This window comes from Streptomyces sp. NPDC001194 (assembly GCF_042896985.1).
Lineage (GTDB): Bacteria > Actinomycetota > Actinomycetes > Streptomycetales > Streptomycetaceae > Streptomyces.
In genome coordinates, this window is sequence record NZ_JBIAXU010000015.1 from 96,311 (window position 1) to 111,702 (window position 15,392).

Sequence of the window (15,392 nt, forward strand, 5' to 3'; positions counted from 1 at the left end):
CCGGGCCGGCCCCGCGTTGGCGTCAGTTCAGGGTGAACCAGGCCGCGCGGGACTTCTTCCACTCCGCGTGCGTCAGGTCCTTGGCCTCGGTGCCGTCCCCGTACAGGTCGGCCGAGCCGCTGTCCGTGATCAGCTGGACCCGTGCGCCCGGAACCGACAGGTCCGGTACCTCCACGATGGCCTCCCAGCCGCCCGGGTCGGTCGTCGGCAGGTCGGCCCGCTTCACCGGCGCGTGGCCGGCGACGCCGTCCCACTGGTAGAGCGCGTACGGGTCCGAGTTGTCGTCCGCGGCCCAGGAGCCGGCCAGGATCAGGTACTGGTTCGCCGCGTTCTTGCGGATGTCGCGGATCGCGAGGCCGCCGAGGTCGAGCTCGATGCCCGCCCCGAAGGCGGCCTTGGCCCCGCTGGAGAGCACCTGGTCGAAGTTGGTCACCGGCACGACCAGCGCCTTGCCGCCCGGCACCGCCGGGGCCAGCGGGGCCCGGAAGCCCAGGTAGGCGGTGGTGGTCGAGCCGGGCGCGAACTCCAGACCCTCCACGTTGAACCCGTCGATCTGCTTGGGCACCTCGCCCGCGGCCGTGCCGGCCGCGAAGCCGTAGCGGTTCCCGTTCGCCTTGTCCCAGGCCACCAGGTCGTCGCGGAGCTTCTTGTACGAGCGCCCGTACGCGAGCTGCGTGGCCGATCCGGAGCCGCTCACCGTGGTGGTGAACACCGTGTTCCGGGGCGCCTTGTACTCGCCGTCCTTGTTGTTGCCGAGCGAGCCCGTCCAGTAGATCGTGTTCCCGATCAGGGTCGCCCCCTCGATGTCCACCTCCTTCGTGACGCCGAGCTGCGAGCTGAAGTCCCAGGTGCGGACCGGGGCCGCCGAGCGGGAACGGTCGTACAGGCGCAGCACGTTGCTCTCGTCGTCGGCGACGACGGTGTAGCCGCCGCCGACGTCCACGGCGGCCGAGGAGTCGGAGGCGCCGGTGAAGTAGCGGGCGTCGGCCGGGTTCTGCACGGCGGCGGAAGCGGCGTACGACAGGGTCTTGGTGGCGCTCTTGCCGCCCAGCCCCGTGACCTTGACGGTGAGGTTGGTGTAGCCGCGGCCGCGGGCGGCGACGGCGAGTCGGCGCACCGCCCCGGTCCCGGTGACGGTCACGTCGCCGGTCCCGGCGACCGAGGCCTTGCTCGACGCGGACGCGCTGACCGTGAGCGCGGACGCGTCGGCGCCGCTCTGCCCCACGGTCACGTCGACCACGGGGTCCCCGGACGCGCCGACGGCGCCGGACAGGTACGCGGCGGACAGGCTGATCGTCGGCGTCCCGTACGTCACCGCCTGGGCGGGCACGACCGTGACCGTCCCGGCGACGACCAGCGCCGCGATCCCTGCGATGCCAAGCTGCTTCTTCATCGGTGTCCGTCCCCAAGAGTCGAGCCGGGCGCGAACCGCGTCACGCCGTGACGGCCGTCGAGCAGGTTCGGCCACCGCGGCCAACATCCGGTGCACGTCAATCGTCCGCCGGAAGAACTCACAGGGCCCGTCGGGAGCGCGCCGGACACCGCCCCACCTGCTCCGGAGCACGCGAAGGGCCCCCGGCGCGGTGCCGGGGGCCCTTCGTGAAGCGGTGGGTCGAACGCTCGGACGCTCAGACGTTGAAGCCGAGCGCGCGCAGCTGCTCGCGGCCGTCGTCCGTGATCTTGTCGGGGCCCCACGGCGGCATCCAGACCCAGTTGATCCGGAGCTCGCTCACGATGCCGTCCGTCGCCGACTTCGCCTGGTCCTCGATGACGTCCGTCAGCGGGCAGGCCGCCGAGGTCAGCGTCATGTCGAGGGTGGCGATGTTCGCGTCGTCGATGTGGATGCCGTAGATCAGGCCCAGGTTGACGACGTCGATGCCCAGCTCGGGGTCGACCACGTCGTAGAGGGCCTCGCGGACCTCCTCCTCGGTGGCCGGCTTGATCGACGCCTCGGCGGGCGTCGCGTTCTCGGTCATGCCGTCTTCCTCTCCGCGCCGTCGCCCAGTGCCTGGGCGGTCGCGTCCTTCCAGGCCATCCAGCTCAGCAGAGCACACTTCACGCGAGCCGGGTACTTGGAGACGCCGACGAACGCGACCGCGTCCTCCAGCACCTCCTCCATGGCCTCGTCGGGCTCGATCTTGCCCTTCGACTGCATCATCTCCAGGAACACGCCCTGGATCTTCTGCGCCTCGGCCAGCTCCTTGCCGACGAGCAGCTCGTTCAGCACGGACGCGCTGGCCTGGCTGATGGAGCAGCCCTGGCCCTCGTACGAGACGTCGGTGAGCGTCTCGCCGTCGTACTTCACGCGCAGCGTGATCTCGTCGCCGCACGTCGGGTTGACGTGGTGCACCTCGGCATCGCCGTCGCGCAGGCCACGCCCGTGCGGGTGCTTGTAGTGGTCCAGGATCAGTTCCTGGTACATCGAATCCAGCTTCACTGCGTCGTCCTCGTCGCCCTCGTCAGCCGAAGAAGTTCCGTACGTGCTCCAGCCCGTCGATCAGCGCGTCGACATCGGCCGGAGAGGAGTACAGGTAGAAAGACGCTCGCGTGGTCGCGGGAATTCCGTAGCGCAGGCAGACCGGGCGCGCGCAGTGGTGTCCCACGCGGACCGCGATGCCCTGCTCGTCCAGGACCTGGCCCACGTCGTGGGGGTGGATGTCACCGAGCGTGAAGGAGATCGCGGCGCCGCGGTCCTCGGCCGTGGTGGGGCCGATGATCCGCAGGTCGGGGACCTCCAGCAGTCGCTTCACCGCGTACTCGGTGATCGCGTGCTCGTGCGCGGCGATCTTGTCCATGCCGATCGCGGTGAGGTAGTCCACGGCCGCGCCGAGGCCGACGGCCTGGGCGATCGGGGGCGTGCCCGCCTCGAACTTGTGGGGCGCCGGGGCGTACGTCGAGGCGTGCATCGACACGGTCTCGATCATCTCGCCGCCGCCGAGGAACGGGGGCAGGTCCTCCAGGAGCTCCTGCCGGCCCCAGAGCACGCCGATGCCGGTCGGGCCGCACATCTTGTGGCCGGTGAAGGCCACGAAGTCGGCGCCGAGCGCCTGCACGTCCAGCGGCATGTGCGGAGCGGCCTGCGAGGCGTCGATCAGCACCAGCGCGCCGACCTCCTGCGCGCGCCGGACGATCGCCTCGACCGGGTTGATCGTGCCCATGATGTTGGAGACCAGCGTGAAGGAGACGATCTTCGTCTTCTCCGTGATGACCTCTTCGATGTTGGACAGGTCGAGCCGGCCGTCGTCGGTGAGGCCGAACCACTTCAGCTTCGCGCCGGTGCGCTGCGAGAGCAGCTGCCACGGGACGATGTTGGAGTGGTGCTCCATCTCCGTGATGGCGATCTCGGTCTCGCGGTCGACCCGGTAGGGCTCGTCCGCCCAGCCGAGCATGTTCGCGACCAGGTTGAGCGACTCCGAGGCGTTCTTGGTGAAGATCACCTCGTCGCGGCTCGGCGCGTTGATGAAGGCGGCGACCTTGTCGCGGGCGCCCTCGTACAGCGCCGTGGCCTCCTCGGCGAGCACGTGCACGCCGCGGTGGACGTTGGCGTTGTGCTGCTCGTAGTACTCGTTCAGCGCGTCGAGCACCTGGCGCGGCTTCTGCGAGGTCGCCGCGTTGTCCAGGTAAACGATCTTCTTCCCGTCGTGGACCACACGATCCAGAAGGGGGAAGTCCTTGCGGATCGCCTCGATGTCGAGGAGGCCAGGCAGCTGTGTCACGCGGTTGCGCCACCCTTCACGTACTTGTCGTAGCCCTCGGCCTCCAGCTGGTCCGCCAGCTCGGCGCCACCGGACTCGGCGATGCGGCCGTTCGCGAACACGTGAACGAAGTCGGGCTTGATGTAGCGCAGGATGCGCGTGTAGTGGGTGATCAGCAGGGTGCCGACCTCGCCGCTCTCGCGGACGCGGTTGACGCCCTCGGAGACGATGCGCAGGGCGTCGACGTCGAGGCCGGAGTCGGTCTCGTCGAGGATCGCGATCTTCGGCTTGAGGAGCTCCAGCTGCAGGATCTCGTGGCGCTTCTTCTCACCGCCGGAGAAGCCCTCGTTGACGTTGCGCTCGGCGAAGGCCGGGTCCATCTGGAGCTGCTCCATCGCGGACTTGACCTCCTTCACCCAGGTGCGCAGCTTCGGGGCCTCGCCGCGGATGGCGGTGGCCGATGTGCGCAGGAAGTTGGAGACCGAGACGCCGGGGACCTCGACCGGGTACTGCATGGCGAGGAAGACGCCGGCGCGGGCGCGCTCGTCGACGGACATCTCCAGGACGTCTTCGCCGTCGAGGGTCACGGTGCCACCGGTGATGGTGTACTTCGGGTGACCGGCGAGCGAGTACGCCAGCGTGGACTTGCCGGAGCCGTTCGGACCCATGATGGCGTGCGTCTCGCCGGCCTTGACGGTGAGGTCGACACCCTTGAGGATCTCGCGGGCGCCGTTCTCGGCCTCGACGGAGACGTGCAGGTCGTGGATTTCAAGCGTTGCCATGGATACCTCAGGACTCCTGGGTGAGGGAGACGAGCACGTCGCCCCCTTCGATCTTTACGGGGTATACGGGAACCGGGCGGGTCGCGGGCAGACCGGACGGCTTGCCGGTGCGCAGGTCGAACGAGGACCCGTGCAGCCAGCACTCGATCATGCAGTCCTCGACCTCGCCCTCCGAGAGCGAGACGTTCGCGTGCGAGCAGATGTCGTTGATCGCGAACACCTCCCCCTCGGTGGAGACGATGGACACCGGCGTGCCGTCGAGTTCCACCCGCTTCGGGGTGTTCTCCTCCAGCTCGCTCAGCGCGCAGGCCTTGACGTAGGTCATCAGACGGACGCCTCGAGCTCGGTCTCGATCTTGGCGAGCAGGCGCTCCTCGATGTCGTCGACACCGATCTGCTGGACGAGCTCGGCGAAGAAGCCGCGCACGACCAGGCGCCGGGCCTCGTCGGCCGGGATGCCGCGCGCCTGGAGGTAGAAGAGCTGCTCGTCGTCGAAGCGGCCGGTGGCGGAGGCGTGGCCGGCGCCGACGATCTCGCCGGTCTCGATCTCCAGGTTCGGCACCGAGTCGACCCGCGCGCCGTCCGTCAGGACGAGGTTGCGGTTCATCTCGTAGGTGTCGGTGCCCTCGGCGCTCTTCTCGATGAGGACGTCGCCGATCCAGACGGCGTGCGCGCCCTCGCCCTGCAGGGCGCCCTTGTAGACCACGTGCGACTTGCAGTGCGGGGCGTCGTGCGTGACCAGGAGGCGGTGCTCCTGGTGCTGGTCGGCGTCGGTGAAGTACAGGCCGAGGAGCTCGGCCTCGCCGCCGGGGCCCGCGTAGCTGACCCGCGGGTGCAGGCGTACGAGGTCGCCGCCGAAGGTGACCACGATCGACTTGTAGGTCGCGTCGCGGCCGATCAGCGCGTTGTGCTGGGAGCAGTGGACGGCGGTGTCGTCCCAGTCCTGCACGGAGACGACGGTGAGCTTCGCGCCGTCGCCGACGAGGAAGTCGACGTTGGCGGCGCGCACGCCGTCACCGGTGTGGTCGATGACGATGACGGCCTCGGCGAAGGCCTGCACGTCGAAGACGGTGTGGCCGAAGGTCGTGCCGCCCTCGCCGTGCAGCGAGACGCGCACCGGCTCGGTCAGGACGGCCTCCTTGGGCACGGTGACGACCGTGGCCTTGGCGAAGGACGAGAACGCCTGGGCGGCGATCCGGTCCACGGGGGTGCCGGCCTTGCCGATGCGCGCGTCGCCGCGCTCCACCGACTCGACGGTGACGCCCTCGGGCGCGTCGATCTGGGCCTTCATGGTGCCGTCCGCGACCGCGGTGCCGTCGTGCAGACCACGCAGGCGCGCCAGCGGGGTGAACCGCCACTCCTCCTCGCGGCCGTGGGGGACGGGGAAGTCCGCCACGTCGAAGGACGGGGGTGCGCTCATCCGGGTGGCGACGGTGGACTCGGCGGCCACCGCGATCGCGCCGGCCGTGGTCGAACCGGCCGGAATGTTCTGAGCCTCAGCCATGGCTGTCGTCTTGCTCGCTCTCTTAAAAGAACACGGTCTACGTCAAAGAATTGCTGCGGATCCGGGGCGGTCGGGGATTAACCGACCGAGCCCTCCATCTGCAGCTCGATCAGCCGGTTGAGCTCCAGCGCGTACTCCATGGGCAGCTCGCGCGCGATCGGCTCGACGAACCCGCGCACGATCATGGCCATGGCCTCGAACTCGGTCATGCCGCGGCTCATCAGGTAGAAGAGCTGGTCGTCCGAGACCTTGGAGACGGTCGCCTCGTGGCCCATGGAGACGTCGTCCTCGCGGACGTCCACGTACGGGTACGTGTCCGAGCGGGAGATCGTGTCGACCAGGAGCGCGTCGCAGAGCACGTTCGACTTGGAGCCGTGGGCGCCCTCGCCGATCTCGACCAGACCGCGGTACGAGGTGCGGCCGCCGCCGCGCGCCACCGACTTGGAGACGATGTTCGAGGAGGTGTTCGGCGCCATGTGGACCATCTTGGAGCCGGCGTCCTGGTGCTGGCCCTCGCCCGCGAAGGCGATGGACAGGGTCTCGCCCTTGGCGTGCTCGCCCATCAGGTAGACGGCCGGGTACTTCATGGTGACCTTGGAACCGATGTTGCCGTCGATCCACTCCATGGTCGCGCCCTCGTACGCCACGGCGCGCTTGGTGACCAGGTTGTAGACGTTGTTCGACCAGTTCTGGATCGTCGTGTAGCGGCAGCGGCCGCCCTTCTTCACGATGATCTCGACCACGGCGCTGTGCAGCGAGTCCGAGGAGTAGATCGGGGCGGTGCAGCCCTCGACGTAGTGGACGTAGGCGTCCTCGTCGACGATGATCAGCGTCCGCTCGAACTGGCCCATGTTCTCCGTGTTGATGCGGAAGTAGGCCTGGAGCGGGATGTCGACCTTGACGCCCTTGGGCACGTAGATGAACGAGCCGCCCGACCACACGGCGGTGTTCAGCGACGCGAACTTGTTGTCGCCGACCGGGATGACCGTGCCGAAGTACTCCTGGAAGAGCTCCGGGTGCTCCTTGAGCGCGGTGTCCGTGTCGAGGAAGATGACGCCCTGCTCCTCCAGGTCCTCGCGGATCTGGTGGTAGACGACCTCGGACTCGTACTGGGCCGCGACACCGGCGACGAGGCGCTGCTTCTCCGCCTCGGGGATGCCGAGCTTGTCGTACGTGTTCTTGATGTCCTCGGGCAGGTCCTCCCACGAAGCGGCCTGCTTCTCGGTGGAACGCACGAAGTACTTGATGTTGTCGAAGTCGATGCCCGACAGGTCGGAGCCCCAGGTCGGCATGGGCTTCTTGCCGAAGAGCTTGAGGCCCTTGAGGCGGAGCTTCAGCATCCACTCGGGCTCGTTCTTCTTCGCCGAGATGTCGCGGACGACGTCCTCCGACAGGCCTCGCTTGGCAGCCGAGCCGGCCGCGTCGGAGTCGGCCCAGCCGTACTCGTAGTTGCCCAGACCCTCAAGCTCAGGGTGAGCAGTCTCCGTGGTCATGCGGGGTTCCTCCCGGCCGTGCTGGCAGATGCTGATGTGTCGTTCTGTGTGGTGCCCGCGCCTCGCGGGATGAAGGTGGTGCACACCCCGTCGCCGTGGGCGATCGTGGCGAGGCGCTGCACATGCGTCCCGAGCAGGCGGGAGAAGACCTCGGTCTCCGCCTCGCAGAGCTGCGGGAACTGCTCGGCGACATGGGCGACCGGGCAGTGGTGCTGGCAGAGCTGTTCACCGCTGTGCGGACCGGGAGCGCTCTTCGCCGTAGCAGCGTACCCGTCCGCGGTCAACGCCTTGGCAAGGGCCTCGGTGCGTTCCGCGGGGGCGGCGGCGTCCAGGCTTTCCCGGTAGGTCTCGGCCTGCGCGTCCATCCGCGCCCTGGCGAAGGCGGCGACGGCCGCCTCTCCCTGCTCGCCCCCGCCGGCGGCCTGCGCGATCCAGCGCAGTGCGTCCGCGGCGAGCGAGTCGTAGGACTGGTCGAACGCGTCGCGGCCGCAGTCGGTCAGCGCGAAGACCTTGGCGGGCCGGCCCCGGGTGCGCGCACCGTAGACGCGCTGCTCACGGGGCTCGACCACGTCGTCGGCGACGAGCGTGTCGAGGTGGCGGCGGACGGCGGCCTGGGTGAGGCCGAGACGCGCTGCGAGGTCGGCGACGGTCGAGGGACCGTGGTCCAGGATGGAGCGCGCGACCCGGTTGCGGGTTGACCGCTCCCCGGTAGCGAGTTCCCCCTGGGGGGTCTCGATCATCCGTTCGCCGTATTTCACAACGCCATTGTTGCGTAATTAGTCGAGCCCCGACAAGCCGTGACCGGGGCCACTCCAGGTGGCCTCTATCACTAAGGGTTACCTAATTTATCTACGGAGAGTTAAACGGACGGGAATCATCCGCGATCCCGCCGACCCCTCCTGTGAACCGGCGCAACGCTCCTACCAGCAATCCTCCGCCGGCGGCGGTTCCGGGAGCGGTGAACATCAGGTTGCGGAAAAGGTCACTGAAACCGGATGGGCCCTCCAGGGCCGCACGACTGAAAAGAGCCACGTTCGCGACTCGGTGTTCGAATCCGACGGCCATGAAAACGGCCGCCGGCAGCCTGAACGCGAAGATCTCGGCCGCGACCGGCCCGCGTCCGGCCCGCGCCCGGGGCGCGGAGAGCGGACCCTCCGCCTGCCGCACCACCGCGCCCCGAACCGACCGAAAAGTCATGAATGCGCAGGTCCGTAACCCTTCGACCCCGGGACCAAGGACCCCCTCCCCGGCTCCGTAGACTCACCCGCATGAGCAACGACCCCGCCGTGGAGATCCGCGGACTGGTGAAGCGGTACGGGCCCAAGACAGCGGTGGACGGTCTCGACCTCACCGTCCGCAAGGCCTCGGTCACCGCCGTCCTCGGCCCCAACGGCGCGGGCAAGACCACCACCGTGGAGACCTGCGAGGGCTACCTCCGCCCCGACGCCGGCACCGTCCGCGTCCTCGGCCTCGACCCCGTCGCCCAGGCCGAGGCGCTGCGCCCGCGGATCGGCGTGATGCTCCAGTCCGGCGGGGTCTACTCCGGTGCCCGGGCCGTGGAGATGCTGCGCCACATGGCCAAGCTGTACGCCCACCCGCTCGACGTGGACACCCTGGTCGAGCGGCTCGGGCTCGGCGGCTGCGGCCGCACCGCCTACCGCCGCCTCTCCGGCGGCCAGCAGCAGCGCCTGGCCCTGGCCATGGCCGTGGTCGGCCGCCCCGAGCTGGTCTTCCTGGACGAGCCGACCGCGGGACTCGACCCGCAGGCCCGCCGGGCGACCTGGGACCTCGTACGGGAACTGCGCGCCGACGGGGTCGCCGTCGTCCTCACCACCCACCACATGGACGAGGCCGAGCAGCTGGCGGACGAGGTCGCCATCGTCGACTCCGGCCGGGTCATCGCCCACGGCAGCCCCGAGCAGCTGTGCCGCGGCGGCGCCGAGAACACCCTGCGCTTCACCGGGCGGCCCGCCCTCGACCTCGGCTCGCTGCTGAAGGCGCTGCCCGACGGCACCGAGGCCGCCGAGCTCACCGCCGGTGTCTACCGGGTCACCGGCGCCGTGGACCCGCAGCTGCTGGCCACCGTCGCCTCCTGGTGCGCCCAGCACGGGGTCATGCCGAACAGCCTCTCGGTGGAACGGCACAGCCTCGAAGACGTCTTTCTGGAACTCACGGGCAAGGAGCTGCGCGCATGAGCGCCGGTACGTTCACCCCCGCCCCGGGGGCCGCACCCGTGTCCCGGATGATCCTGGCGCAGACGGCGCTGGAGACCCGGATGCTGCTGCGCAACGGGGAGCAGCTGCTGCTGACCGTGATCATCCCGGCGCTGCTGCTGGTCCTGTTCTCCGCCGTCGACATCGTCACCGTCCCCCTTGAACAGGGGGGAGCCGAGAAGTCCGTGGACTTCCTCGCGCCGGGCATCCTCGCGCTGGCCGTGATGTCCACCGCCTTCACCGGGCAGGCCATCGCCACCGGCTTCGACCGCCGCTACGGGGTGCTCAAGCGGCTCGGCGCCTCGCCGCTGCCGCGCTGGGCCCTGATGTCCGCCAAGACGCTGTCCGTGCTGGTCACCGAGGTGCTCCAGATCGCGCTGCTGACGGTGATCGCCCTCGCGCTGGGCTGGTCCCCGCACGGCAACCCGCTCGCGGTCGCCGCGCTGGTCCTGCTGGGCACCGCCGCCTTCTCCGGGCTCGGGCTGCTGATGGCGGGCACCCTCAGGGCCGAGGCCACGCTGGCCGCCGCCAACCTGGTGTTCCTGCTGCTGCTGGTCGGCGGCGGAGTGATCGTGCCGATGGAGAAGTTCCCCGGAGCCGTGCAGTCCGCACTGGGACTGCTGCCGATCTCGGCGCTGTCCGACGGACTGCGCGAGGTGCTCCGGCACGGCTCCGGCCTGCCGTGGGGGGACGTGGCCGTCCTGGCCGCATGGGCCGTCCTCGGACTCGGCGCCGCCGCGAAGCTGTTCCGCTGGGAGTGAATCCCCTCCCCCGTACGTTGGCCCGGCAGGAGGATGGGCGCCGCCCCGCGGGGGCGGTGCACACCAGAACGCCGGGGGGCGGGCATGGCGCAACGGGAAGACGTTCTACGGCTGGACGCGCAATGGGCACAGGTCCGCTCGGGTGCCGCACGGGCGGCGCCGGCCGAGGCCGAGGCCCTGCTGACGGAGCTGATCGGCGCGCTGCGCGAACCGGCGCGCACGGATCCGGAGTGCGCGGCGCGGCTCGGCCTGCGCCTGGGCGACCTGGCGGCCCGGCGCTTCGCCGGCGGTGACCGGGCCGGCGCCCTCTCGGCCGTCGAGGAGGGGCTGCGGCATGCGCGGCAGGCGGCCGGGCACGCCCCCGAGTACGCCCGCTGGTACGCCCGGGGCCTGATCAACCAGGGGGTCTGGCTCTCCTGGCCGCTGAGCGACGGGGCACGGCTGCCCCGGCACCCGCTCGGCACGGAGGCCGAGTCCGGCCCGAGCGCGATGGAGCGGGCGGCGGGCGAGCGCGCCCTGGACCTGACCCGGGCCGCGGTCGAGGTGTGGGCGGGCCTGGACCAGCGGGATCCGGTCAACCGGCGCGGTCTCGCGCAGGCCAAGGTGTTCCTCGGGGACCGCCTCGCGGAGCTGGGCTCCGCCGAGGAGGCGGTGGCGTGGGCGGTGGACGCGGAGGGGGGTTTCCGCAGGCTGCTGCGCGCGGCCCCCGGCGCGGAGGAGGCCCAGGAGGCGGAAGAGGCCCTCGACCACATCGGCCGCCAGCTCGAACTGCGGCTGCGCTTCCTGTCCTTCGACTCCCTGGTGAGCTTGCGCGCACAGGGCCTGCTGCCCGAACCCCTGCTGCCCCAGGCCGTGGTGGCGGCCCGGATCCAGGGCGTGGCCGAGCCCGAGATCGCGGCCCGGCTGAGCCTGGGCGCAGAACAGGTGGGCACGATGCTGGAGGTCACCCCCTGGCTCGCCGTGTGGCGCTTCGAGGTGCGCGGTCCTGACGGACTGTGGAACGTAAAGGCACATCCGTGGCACAGCGGAACAGAAGTAAGAAACAGGACAGCAGAGGACATAGGCAACGAATTGATACGCGGGTTCATGGCGTCCGCCGACTACCCGGGGGACGGGGCCCCTTGGCGCGTCCGCGTGTGGTGGCACGAGGAGGGCGACCCGGCGGGAGCCCGGTTCCACGCGGCGGCGGGGCCCGACACCGCTCCGGGCAGGCCTGCGGACACCCCCTCGTGAAAGTTTGCACAAGGCTCCGCGTACGATAAGGGCCGTGTTGACCCCTCTCGCCTTCATCGCCAACCGCTGGACCCCGTCACCCCGGACCGTCCGGCGGGCCGCACTCGCCGCGCTCGTCATGAGCGTGCTCATCGTCGTCACCGGTGGCGCGGTACGGCTGACCGGATCCGGTCTCGGCTGCGACACCTGGCCCAAGTGCACCGACGACAGCCTGATCGTGACCCAGGAGCAGGGCTTCCACGGGGCGATCGAGTTCGGCAACCGCATGCTGACGTACGTGCTCTGCGCGGCCGTTGGCTGGAGCATCGTCGCGGCCCGCTCGGCCAAGCCGTGGCGCCGTTCGCTGACGAAGCTCGGCTGGCTCCAGTTCTTCATCGTGATGGGCAACGCGGTCCTCGGCGGCATCACCGTCCTGACGGGGCTCAACCCGTACAGCGTGGCCGGGCACTTCCTGCTCGCCACCTCGCTGATCACGGTCACGACGGTCACCTGGCAGCGCACCCGCGAGGGCGACACGGCGGCGAAGCCGCGCGTCCCGGGCCCCGTGCGCAAGCTCTCCTGGGCCCTGATCGCGACCACCCTGGTGCTGATCGCGGCGGGCACGGTGGTCACCGGCTCCGGTCCGCACGCGGGCGACAGCAGCGAGATCAAGCGGATGCCGTTCGACTGGGCGGCCACCGCCCACGTCCACGCGATCTCCGCCTGGGTGGTGTGCGCGCTCGCCGTGGCCATGTGGCTGGTGCTGCGCGTGGTCGACGCGCCGGCCGACACCCGGGCCCGCGCCCGCGACCTGCTGGTCGTGCTCCTCGCGCAGGGCGGCATCGGCTACGTCCAGTACTTCACCCACGTCCCCGAGGCCCTGGTCGCCGCGCACATGCTCGGCTCCTGCCTCGTCTGGATCGCCGTGCTCCGCATGGCGCTCAGCCTGCGGGAGCGGCCCGCGACGCAGGCGGAGATCCCGGCGCAGAACGACCCGCAGCTCTCCGCGGTCTGAGCCGCCAGGGCGTGTCCCCAAAGTAGCGCCGTCCGCCCGGACCGCGGGGCAGGCGGGACTTTGCGGACACCCCACAGGGCCCCGGCCCCGCGCCGCTCACCCGCGTTCGTCCAGCCGGTAGACGCGGCGGGCATTGCCCGCCGCGACCATCGCCGCCACCCGTTCGGCGTCCCGCCAGGACCAGGCGCCCTCGCCGACCCAGCCGCCCAGCACCCGGCCCAGCGCCTCCCGGAACACCAGGGCGCCCACCGCGTGCAGTTCGGGCAGCCGGCGCCCGCCGCTGGAGAACAGCAGCTTGCCGAACGGAGCCAGCTCCAGCACCTCGGCCAGCACCCCCGCCGCCCGTGCGCCGCTCTGCCCGAGCGCCCCGCCCAGGTCGGCGTGGACGTGCGGGAAGGCCGCCGCCAGCTGGGCGGCGTGCCGGTGGTAGGGGTATCCGCCGAGCAGCACCAGCCGGGTCCCGAGCCCCGCGGTGGCCCGTACGAAATCCGTCAGCAACGCCGGATCGGCCTGCTCCGGACGCTGCCCCGGCTCCCCCGCACCCGCCCCGGTGTGCAGCTGGAGCGGCAGCCCGGTCGCCACCGCGCTCCACAGCAGGTGCCTCAGGAGTACGGGGTCCCGTACGGCCCCGCCCTTGACGCGCCGGGCCAGCCACCGGCCGGCCGCCCCCCGCACCTCCCCCGGACCGGGCGGCTCGGGGGCCTGCCCCAGCACCGCCGGGTACCCCGCGTCCGCACCGCAGGTGAAGGCCACGGCCCCCGCGGCGGCGTGGTGGACGGCCCCGGCGAGGTTGGCGAGGAAGGCCGGGACCGTGCCGGAGGTGTCGGCTACCTGCTCGGCGAGCAGCTCCAGCCGTACGACCTCGAAGGCGTCGGCGTCCCCCGCGAGCGCCAGCTCCTTGGGGACGGTGAGGTCGCCGGGCGCTCCCGTGTCGACCAGATAGGCGGCGACTCCGGAGCCCCGCAGCAGCCTGCGCCCGGACTCCACCACGCCCAGCTCGCGCCGCCGGGCCAGGTACCGGGCGGGGGCGCAGTGCGGCTCCAGCCCGAGCAGCGGCGGACACCAGCGGCGCACCGCGAAACCGGTCTGGGTGTCGAAGAAGGTGGTCCCGGCGGCGGGCGGGCCGGCCGAGCGGATCAGCTGGGCCTCGAAGGTGCCGAGGCCCAGCTCCGTGCGGAGCACTCCGTGGCAGTACTGGTCCACCAGGGGCGGCGTTTCGATCATCCGGGCATCCCGTTGCGGACGTGAGGAAGGGGCTTCCACACGTCCTAACGGGTGAGCGGGGTGTGAGGTGTTGCTCGCGCTGTTGACCGAGCGGCCACCGTCACGGTCAGGCGGCCGGGTTCGCCGCCCCGCCGAGCTGGATGCCGGCCATCCGGGACCACTCGTACGGACCTGTCTTGACGCGCGCGGCGAACTCGCCGTCGAACTCCTCGTGGAGGGTCAGGCCGGCCTTCTCGGCGGCCAGCCGGGCCACCGAGTACGTCGGGGCCACCAGGTCGCCCCAGCCGCCGTCCGTGCCGACGAGGACGATCCGGGTGCCGGCCTGGCCGATGTGCGCGATCTGGCCCTCGGCGCCGCCGTGGTGCTTGGCGAACGCTCCGATCTGACGGGCCAGCTTCGCGGCCTTCCGGTCCTGCTTCTTGTCTGCGGTGTCCGCCGTGGTGTCTGCCATGGACAGCATGCTACCGGCGGGTAATGAACGGAGGAAGCGTCAGCGGAGGAACGGGTCCACCGCCACCGCCACGAACAGCAGCGACACGTAGGTGATGGACCAGTGGAACAGGCGCATCTCCTTGAGCTTGCCGCCCGTCACTCCCGCCTTGGCCCGCGCGTGCAGCGCGTGCGCCTCCCACAGCCACCAGCCGCCGGCCGCCAGCGCGACCGCCGTGTAGAACCAGCCGGTGTACCCCAGCGGGGTGAGGAGCAGCGAGACCGCGACCATCACCCAGCTGTAGAGGACGATCTGGCGCGCCACGGCCTGGTTGCCCGCCACGACCGGCAGCATCGGCACGCCGACGCGCGCGTAGTCCTCCTTCACCTTCATGGACAGCGGCCAATAGTGCGGCGGCGTCCAGAAGAAGATGACGAGGAAGAGGATGACGGCGGCCCAGGAGACCTCGTTCTTGACGGCCGACCAGCCGATGAGCACCGGCATGCAGCCCGCGATGCCGCCCCAGACGATGTTCTGCGCGGTGCGCCGCTTCAGCAGCATCGTGTAGACGACGACGTAGAAGAGGAGTGCACCGAGGGCGAGCGCGGCCGACAGCCAGTTGACGAGCAGCCCGAAGAACAGGGTGGAGACCACCGCGAGCGTGATGCCGAAGGCGAGGCACTCGCGCGGGCTCACCATGCCGGTCACCAGCGGCCGCTGCGCGGTGCGGTCCATCAACGCGTCGATGTCGCGGTCGATGTACATGTTCAGCGCGTTGGCGCCGCCCGCGGACAAGTACCCGCCGAAGCAGGTGGCGAGGACCAGCCACAGCGACGGCACGCCCTGTTCGGCGAGGAACATCACCGGCACTGTGGTGATCAGCAGAAGTTCGATGATCCGCGGCTTGGTCAAAGCCACGAAAGCCATGACCCGGGCCCCGAACGGCCGGTGACCGGGGCTCGTCCCGAGCACCCCCGCTGGACGGGATTCGACGGCCGTCACGCACACCCCTGACAGAGAAACCAGCAAGCTCCGGACATAAAGGTCCGCTGAAGGCTCGCACG

General features: G+C 70.7%; 16 protein-coding genes. 4 read left to right on the top strand and 12 right to left on the bottom strand.

Going from position 1 to position 15,392, the window contains the following annotated elements; translation table 11 throughout:
* Positions 1–22: 22 nt before the first annotated feature.
* The 9 genes from ACFY1T_RS25985 to ACFY1T_RS26025 form a co-directional block, all read right to left on the bottom strand.
* Positions 23–1,393, bottom strand: coding sequence for a DUF3616 domain-containing protein (locus ACFY1T_RS25985; RefSeq protein WP_390790309.1), 1,371 nt, complete (start codon positions 1,391–1,393; stop codon positions 23–25).
* Positions 1,394–1,628: 235 nt separating this feature from the next.
* The gene (locus ACFY1T_RS25990; RefSeq protein ID WP_030160393.1) at positions 1,629–1,976 is read right to left on the bottom strand and encodes a metal-sulfur cluster assembly factor; all 348 of its coding nucleotides are present in this window, start codon (positions 1,974–1,976) and stop codon (positions 1,629–1,631) included.
* The gene (sufU, locus tag ACFY1T_RS25995) at positions 1,973–2,437 is read right to left on the bottom strand and encodes a Fe-S cluster assembly sulfur transfer protein SufU (RefSeq protein WP_030858995.1); all 465 of its coding nucleotides are present in this window, start codon (positions 2,435–2,437) and stop codon (positions 1,973–1,975) included. Before sufU ends, ACFY1T_RS25990 begins: the two co-directional genes overlap by 4 nt.
* Before the next feature lie 22 nt (positions 2,438–2,459).
* Entirely contained in the window at positions 2,460–3,716 is a 1,257-nt protein-coding gene (locus tag ACFY1T_RS26000; RefSeq protein WP_030858993.1) for a cysteine desulfurase, read from the bottom strand.
* Positions 3,713–4,477: a Fe-S cluster assembly ATPase SufC gene (gene sufC / locus ACFY1T_RS26005; RefSeq protein ID WP_030858992.1), complete on the bottom strand. Its 765-nt coding sequence runs from the start codon at positions 4,475–4,477 to the stop codon at positions 3,713–3,715. Before sufC ends, ACFY1T_RS26000 begins: the two co-directional genes overlap by 4 nt.
* Positions 4,478–4,484: 7 nt before the next feature.
* A complete protein-coding gene (locus tag ACFY1T_RS26010) occupies positions 4,485–4,802 on the bottom strand; it encodes a bifunctional 3-phenylpropionate/cinnamic acid dioxygenase ferredoxin subunit (protein WP_030858990.1) in 318 nt (105 codons plus the stop codon).
* Complete coding sequence (gene sufD, locus ACFY1T_RS26015; protein WP_390790310.1) at positions 4,802–5,980, bottom strand: Fe-S cluster assembly protein SufD; 1,179 nt, start codon at positions 5,978–5,980, stop codon at positions 4,802–4,804. Before sufD ends, ACFY1T_RS26010 begins: the two co-directional genes overlap by 1 nt.
* Before the next feature lie 77 nt (positions 5,981–6,057).
* The gene (gene sufB, locus ACFY1T_RS26020; protein WP_030858986.1) at positions 6,058–7,473 is read right to left on the bottom strand and encodes a Fe-S cluster assembly protein SufB; all 1,416 of its coding nucleotides are present in this window, start codon (positions 7,471–7,473) and stop codon (positions 6,058–6,060) included.
* Positions 7,470–8,231, bottom strand: coding sequence for a helix-turn-helix transcriptional regulator (locus ACFY1T_RS26025; RefSeq protein WP_390790311.1), 762 nt, complete (start codon positions 8,229–8,231; stop codon positions 7,470–7,472). Before ACFY1T_RS26025 ends, sufB begins: the two co-directional genes overlap by 4 nt.
* A 510-nt stretch (positions 8,232–8,741) precedes the next feature.
* Here ACFY1T_RS26025 and ACFY1T_RS26030 point away from each other — a divergent pair.
* The 4 genes from ACFY1T_RS26030 (at position 8,742) to ACFY1T_RS26045 (ending at position 12,674) form a co-directional block, all read left to right on the top strand.
* Positions 8,742–9,668, top strand: a complete 927-nt coding sequence (locus tag ACFY1T_RS26030) for an ABC transporter ATP-binding protein (RefSeq protein ID WP_390790312.1) — start codon at positions 8,742–8,744, stop codon at positions 9,666–9,668.
* A complete protein-coding gene (locus ACFY1T_RS26035) occupies positions 9,665–10,447 on the top strand; it encodes an ABC transporter permease (protein WP_390790313.1) in 783 nt (260 codons plus the stop codon). Before ACFY1T_RS26030 ends, ACFY1T_RS26035 begins: the two co-directional genes overlap by 4 nt.
* Before the next feature lie 84 nt (positions 10,448–10,531).
* Positions 10,532–11,680, top strand: coding sequence for a hypothetical protein (locus ACFY1T_RS26040; protein ID WP_390790314.1), 1,149 nt, complete (start codon positions 10,532–10,534; stop codon positions 11,678–11,680).
* A gap of 4 nt (positions 11,681–11,684) precedes the next feature.
* Positions 11,685–12,674, top strand: a complete 990-nt coding sequence (locus ACFY1T_RS26045; RefSeq protein ID WP_390790315.1) for a heme A synthase — start codon at positions 11,685–11,687, stop codon at positions 12,672–12,674.
* 96 nt (positions 12,675–12,770) lie between these two features.
* Here ACFY1T_RS26045 and ACFY1T_RS26050 read toward each other — a convergent pair whose 3' ends face one another.
* The 3 genes from ACFY1T_RS26050 to ACFY1T_RS26060 form a co-directional block, all read right to left on the bottom strand.
* Positions 12,771–13,898 (bottom strand): amidohydrolase family protein, encoded by a 1,128-nt coding sequence (locus tag ACFY1T_RS26050; protein ID WP_390790316.1) that lies wholly within the window; start codon positions 13,896–13,898, stop codon positions 12,771–12,773.
* Positions 13,899–14,004: 106 nt separating this feature from the next.
* Positions 14,005–14,349, bottom strand: coding sequence for a hypothetical protein (locus ACFY1T_RS26055; RefSeq protein ID WP_390790317.1), 345 nt, complete (start codon positions 14,347–14,349; stop codon positions 14,005–14,007).
* A 39-nt stretch (positions 14,350–14,388) separates the two neighbouring features.
* The gene (locus tag ACFY1T_RS26060; RefSeq protein WP_078860104.1) at positions 14,389–15,336 is read right to left on the bottom strand and encodes a heme o synthase; all 948 of its coding nucleotides are present in this window, start codon (positions 15,334–15,336) and stop codon (positions 14,389–14,391) included.
* Positions 15,337–15,392 lie beyond the last annotated feature (56 nt).

Coding starts and splice junctions, on each gene's coding strand:
- ACFY1T_RS25985 (WP_390790309.1), bottom strand. CDS start 1,393: ATGAAGAAGCAGCTTGGCATCGCAGGGATCGCGGCGCTGGTCGTCGCC.
- ACFY1T_RS25990 (WP_030160393.1), bottom strand. CDS start 1,976: ATGACCGAGAACGCGACGCCCGCCGAGGCGTCGATCAAGCCGGCCACC.
- sufC (WP_030858992.1), bottom strand. CDS start 4,477: ATGGCAACGCTTGAAATCCACGACCTGCACGTCTCCGTCGAGGCCGAG.
- ACFY1T_RS26010 (WP_030858990.1), bottom strand. CDS start 4,802: ATGACCTACGTCAAGGCCTGCGCGCTGAGCGAGCTGGAGGAGAACACC.
- sufD (WP_390790310.1), bottom strand. CDS start 5,980: ATGGCTGAGGCTCAGAACATTCCGGCCGGTTCGACCACGGCCGGCGCG.
- sufB (WP_030858986.1), bottom strand. CDS start 7,473: ATGACCACGGAGACTGCTCACCCTGAGCTTGAGGGTCTGGGCAACTAC.
- ACFY1T_RS26030 (WP_390790312.1), top strand. CDS start 8,742: ATGAGCAACGACCCCGCCGTGGAGATCCGCGGACTGGTGAAGCGGTAC.
- ACFY1T_RS26035 (WP_390790313.1), top strand. CDS start 9,665: ATGAGCGCCGGTACGTTCACCCCCGCCCCGGGGGCCGCACCCGTGTCC.
- ACFY1T_RS26040 (WP_390790314.1), top strand. CDS start 10,532: ATGGCGCAACGGGAAGACGTTCTACGGCTGGACGCGCAATGGGCACAG.
- ACFY1T_RS26050 (WP_390790316.1), bottom strand. CDS start 13,898: ATGATCGAAACGCCGCCCCTGGTGGACCAGTACTGCCACGGAGTGCTC.
- ACFY1T_RS26055 (WP_390790317.1), bottom strand. CDS start 14,349: ATGGCAGACACCACGGCGGACACCGCAGACAAGAAGCAGGACCGGAAG.